Annotated in this window: 3 protein-coding genes and 1 tRNA gene; 2 read left to right on the top strand and 2 right to left on the bottom strand. The window is 72.3% G+C overall.

The features are described from left to right. Positions 1 to 13: 13 nt before the first annotated feature. Positions 14 to 87 (bottom strand) — tRNA-Lys (locus ACFVHV_RS43260). Between the two features lie 74 nt (positions 88 to 161). Beyond that, positions 162 to 1,070 (bottom strand): NADP-dependent oxidoreductase, encoded by a 909-nt coding sequence (locus ACFVHV_RS43255; RefSeq protein WP_380359300.1) that lies wholly within the window; start codon positions 1,068 to 1,070, stop codon positions 162 to 164. Between the two features lie 159 nt (positions 1,071 to 1,229). Between ACFVHV_RS43255 and ACFVHV_RS43250 the strand changes: the two genes are divergently transcribed. After that, entirely contained in the window at positions 1,230 to 2,813 is a 1,584-nt protein-coding gene (locus ACFVHV_RS43250) for a Na+/H+ antiporter (protein WP_359901763.1), read from the top strand. Positions 2,814 to 3,009: 196 nt separating this feature from the next. After that, positions 3,010 to 4,671 carry a glucose-6-phosphate isomerase gene (pgi, locus tag ACFVHV_RS43245; RefSeq protein WP_359901760.1) on the top strand — a complete coding sequence of 554 codons (1,662 nt, stop codon included), beginning with the start codon at positions 3,010 to 3,012 and terminating at the stop codon, positions 4,669 to 4,671. Positions 4,672 to 4,857: the final 186 nt, after the last annotated feature.

The raw sequence follows: 4,857 nt of genomic DNA, 5'->3' as shown, positions 1-4,857 counted from the left end.
TTCCGGCTGTCTGTGCGCCGCCAGGGACTCGAACCCCGGACCCGCTGATTAAGAGTCAGCTGCTCTAACCAACTGAGCTAGCGGCGCCTGCTGACGTGGAGAACATTACCTGGTCAGCAGCCGAAACTCACAATCGGCCCGGGCCGGGGAGGCGGGCGCGCTCACATGGTGAGCACCACCTTGCCCCGGACGTGCCCGGCTCCGACCAGCTTGTGGGCCTGGGCGACCCGCTCGATCGGGAACGACTCCGCGATCTCCAGCCGCAGCCCGCCGGCCTCCCAGAGCTCGACCAGCTCGGCCAGCCTTCCGGCCGTCCGCTCGCCCCGCAGCCCCCGGACGCCCAGCCGCTCGGCGCCGGGGTAGTCGACCACGGTGCCGATCCGGGTCCGGTCGGCGACCAGTTCGACGGAGGCCTCCAGGGCGCCCCGCCCGGCGGCGTCGAAGGCCGCGGTCACCCCCTGCGGTGCCACCGCCCGGACCCGCTCGACCAGCCCCTCGCCGTAGGTGACCGGCACCGCGCCCAGCTCCCGCAGGTAGTCGTGGTTGCGCTCGCTCGCGGTGCCGATCACCGCGGCGCCCCAGGCCCGGGCCAGCTGGACGGCGACCGTGCCGACCCCGCCCGCGGCGCCGTGCACCAGCAGGGTGTCGCCGGGGCCGACGCCGAGCCCGGTGAGCGCCACGTGCGCGGTCTGGCCGGAGGCGGAGAGCGAGCCGGCCTGCTCCCACGGCATCCCGGCGGGCTTGGCCACCAGCCGGTCGGCGTCCACCGTGACCAGGTCGGCCTGGCCGCCCAGCACCCGGAAGCCCAGTACCTCGTCCCCGACCCGCCAGTGCCCGGCGTCCGGGCCGAGGGCGTCCACCACCCCGGCGAACTCGTTGCCGAGGACGAACGGCGGCTCGACCGCCAGTCCCGGCGGGCGGAACCCCTCGCGGATCGCGAGGTCCACCGGCTGCACGCCGGCGGCGTACACCCGTACCCGCACCTCGCCCGGCCCGGGCCGCGGGTCGGGCACCTCGGCGACCCGCAGGACCTCCGGACCGCCGTTCCCCGTCACGGTGACCGCTTTCATGCTGTTCCCGCCCCTTCTCGATCCCTCCGATGTCGACGATCATCCGACCTGAAGTGTGCTTGAGGTCAAGTCATTGTTCAGCGTGTCGACACCGATGGGCGCATTGTCAGATTTATCCTGGGCGGCGCTCAGCCGTCCGTCGTCGAGAGGAACCTCCCCGTGGGCCAGCTGCCCCTGTTCTTCCTGGTGCTGCTCGCCTCCGTGGTGACCATGCCACTCGGTCGGAGGATCGGCGTGCCGCAACCGGTGCTGATGACCCTGCTCGGCATCGTCATGGCGCTGGTCCCGCAGATCCCGGACGTCACCATCGAGCCCGAGCTGATCCTGCCGCTGGTCCTGCCGCCGCTGATCTTCGCGGTGGCCCGGCGCTCCTCGGTGCGCTACTTCAAGGCCAACGCCCGCTCGATCCTGCTGCTGGCGGTCGCCCTGGTGGCGGTCACCACGGTCGCCGTGGCCGGCACCGTGCACTGGCTGCTGCCCACCCTGCCGCTGGCCGCCGCCATCGCGGTCGGCGCGCTGGTCTCCCCGCCCGACCCGGTCGCCGCCGTCGCGGTGGCCGGGAGCGTCGGGCTGCCCCGCCGCCTGGTGGCGATCCTGGAGAGCGAGGGGCTGTTCAACGACGTCACCGCGATCGTGATCTACTCGCTGTCCATCGAGGCCATGGTCAGCGGCGACTTCTCGGCCGGCGACGCGGTGCTGCGCTTCGTGCTGTCCGCGGTGCTGGCCGTGGTGGTCGGCGTCGCGCTCGGCTGGGTCAACACCAGGCTCGCCGAGCGCCTGGACGACCCGACCCAGCAGGTCGCGCTCAACCTGCTGGTGCCCTTCGCCGCCTACACCCTGGCCGAGGAGATCCACGGCTCCGGCGTGCTCGCCGTCGTGGTCTGCGCGCTCTACCTCGCCGAGCGGGCCTCCGACGCGGACGCCGTCTCCTACCGGCTGGTCGGCAACGCCTTCTGGGAGGTGGTCGAGATCCTGATCACCGGCGTCGCCTTCGGCCTGATCGGCCTGGAGCTGGCCACCGTGCTCAAGGAGGCCGGCCGCGGCTGGACCGGATTCCTCGGCGACGCCGCCGTGGTCATCGCGGTGGTCGTCCTGGTCCGGCTGCTCTGGCTGCTGCCGGCCGGCTGGCTGTCGAAGAAGCTGCGCTCCGGCGACGACGAGGACACGCCGTTCAGCTGGAAGGAGAGCGTGATCCTCTGGTGGTCCGGCATGCGCGGGGTGGCCACCGTCGCCCTGGCGCTCGCCATCCCGCTCACCCTGCACTCCGGCGAGAACTTCCCCGAGCGCGGCCGGCTGGTCTTCATCGCCTTCAGCGTGGTGCTCTTCACCCTGCTGGTGCAGGGCCTCACCCTGCCCTGGCTGGCCAAGCGGTTCGAGCTGGACATCGACCAGGACAAGCACGAGCAGGCCGTGCGCCAGCTCTGGTGGCGGGCCGCCAAGGCCGGGCTCAGCCGGCTCGGCGAGCTGGAGGAGCAGGACCGGCTGCCCGCCGAGGTCGCCGACCGCCTGCGGGACCGTCAGCACGACCGGCTGGCCCGGCTCTGCCCGGAGAACTACGCCGAGGAGGAGGCCGCCGAGGCCAAGCTGCGGATGGCCCAGTGGCGCGCCGCCCGGGACGTCGAGCAGGAGATGATCGCCGCCTCCCGCCGCGAGATGCTCGCCGCCCGCAGTGAGCTCGGCGCCGATCCGGAGCTGGTCGACCAGGTGCTGCGCGGACTCGACCTGCGCTCCGAACGGAAATGACGGGGCGTCCGCTCCCCGCGGGCGCACCGCCCGCGCCCGCGGGGCGGAATGTGCGCGACCGGCCCCGGGGTTGCATAGGCTGAACCCGGGCAGGCCGTCAACGGAGTCGGCGCACCACCAGTACCCGCACGACCTCGGCGAACCCTCACGCCTGGCCCTGCCGGTTTCTGCACCCAGATGAATCGAGGACCCACCGATGTCGGAGACCCGCGCCGACGCCCGCACCCCGCTGGACCGCACCCCGCAGTGGGCCGCCCTGGCCAAGCACCGGGCCGAGCTGGGCGACACCCACCTGCGTGAGCTGTTCGCCGCCGACCCCGAGCGCGGCCGCCGCCACACCCTCCGGGTCGGCGACCTGCACGTGGACTACGCCAAGCACCTGGTCACCGACGAGACGCTGGAGCTGCTGCGCGAGCTGGCCGCCGCCACCGGCGTCGCCGAGCTGCGGGACGCCATGTTCCGCGGCGAGAAGATCAACAACACCGAGCACCGCGCCGTCCTGCACACCGCGCTGCGCGCCCCGCGCGGCGCCGTGATCGAGGTCGACGGCGAGAACGTGGTGCCCGAGGTGCACGCCGTCCTCGACAAGATGGCCGCCTTCGCCGACCGGGTCCGCAGCGGCGAGTGGAAGGGCCACACCGGCAAGCCGATCCGCGCCGTCGTCAACATCGGCATCGGCGGCTCCGACCTCGGCCCGGCGATGGCCTACGAGGTGCTCCGCTCCTACGCCAAGCGCGACCTCGACGTCCGCTTCGTCTCCAACGTCGACGGCGCCGACCTGCACGAGGCGGTCCGCGACCTCGACCCGGCCGAGACGCTGTTCATCGTCGCCTCGAAGACCTTCACCACCATCGAGACCATCACCAACGCGGTCTCCGCCCGCGACTGGCTGCTCACCGGGCTGCGCGCCGACACCGACGCGGTGGCCAAGCACTTCGTCGCGCTGTCCACCAACGCCCGGGGCGTGCAGGACTTCGGCATCGACACCGCCAACATGTTCGAGTTCTGGGACTGGGTGGGCGGCCGCTACTCCTACGACTCGGCGATCGGCCTGTCGCTGATGATCGCCATCGGCCCGGACGCCTTCCGCGAGATGCTGGACGGCTTCCACCTGGTCGACGAGCACTTCCGCACCGCCCCGCCCGAGCAGAACGTCCCGCTGCTGCTCGGCCTGCTCGGCGTCTGGTACGGCGCGTTCTTCGACGCCCAGGCGCACGCGGTGCTGCCCTACTCGCACTACCTGTCCAAGTTCACCGCCTACCTCCAGCAGCTGGACATGGAGTCCAACGGCAAGTCGGTGACCCGCGACGGCACCCCGGTGGACTGGCAGACCGGCCCGGTGGTCTGGGGCACCCCCGGCACCAACGGCCAGCACGCCTACTACCAGCTGCTGCACCAGGGCACCAAGGTCATCCCGGCCGACTTCATCGGCTTCGCCAAGCCGGTCGCCGACCTGCCCCCCGGCCTGGTCGCCCAGCACGACCTGCTGCTGGCCAACTTCTTCGCCCAGACCCAGGCGCTGGCCTTCGGCAGGACTCCGGAGGAGGTCGCGGCCGAGGGCGTGCCCGCCGAGCTCGTCCCGCACAAGACCTTCAAGGGCAACCACCCGACCACCACCATCCTGGCCGGGGAGCTGACCCCCTCCGTGCTCGGCCAGCTGGTCGCGCTCTACGAGCACAAGGTGTTCGTCCAGGGCGCGATCTGGAACATCGACTCCTTCGACCAGTGGGGCGTCGAGCTGGGCAAGGTGCTCGCCAAGCGGATCGAGCCGGTGCTGCTCACCGGTGAGGGCGCCGAGCAGCTGGACAGCTCCACCGCCGAGCTGGTCGCCCGCTACCGCGCGCTGCGCGGCCGCTGAGCCCGGGTCGGGCCGTCCGCTCCGGCGCGGGCGGCCCGGTCGTCCGGGGCCCCGGGCCTTCGGGCCTTCGGGTTTTCAGGCCTTCGGGCCGGAAACGCCGGAAGGCCCTTCGCTCTCGCGAAGGGCCTTCCGGCTGTCTGTGCGCCGCCAGGGACTCGAACCCCGGACCCGCTGATTAAGAGTCAG

It is taken from the genome of Kitasatospora sp. NPDC127116, from assembly GCF_042677365.1.
Taxonomy (GTDB): Bacteria; Actinomycetota; Actinomycetes; order Streptomycetales; family Streptomycetaceae; genus Kitasatospora; species Kitasatospora lactacystinica.
The sequence above is the reverse complement of the archived record's forward strand: the minus strand, read 5'-3'. Positions and strand labels throughout refer to the sequence as shown.

What these genes read in the sequence shown, in the direction of transcription:
- pgi (WP_359901760.1), top strand. Translation starts at nt 3,010, where the DNA reads ATGTCGGAGACCCGCGCCGACGCCCGCACCCCGCTGGACCGCACCCCG.
- ACFVHV_RS43255 (WP_380359300.1), bottom strand. Translation starts at nt 1,070, where the DNA reads ATGAAAGCGGTCACCGTGACGGGGAACGGCGGTCCGGAGGTCCTGCGG.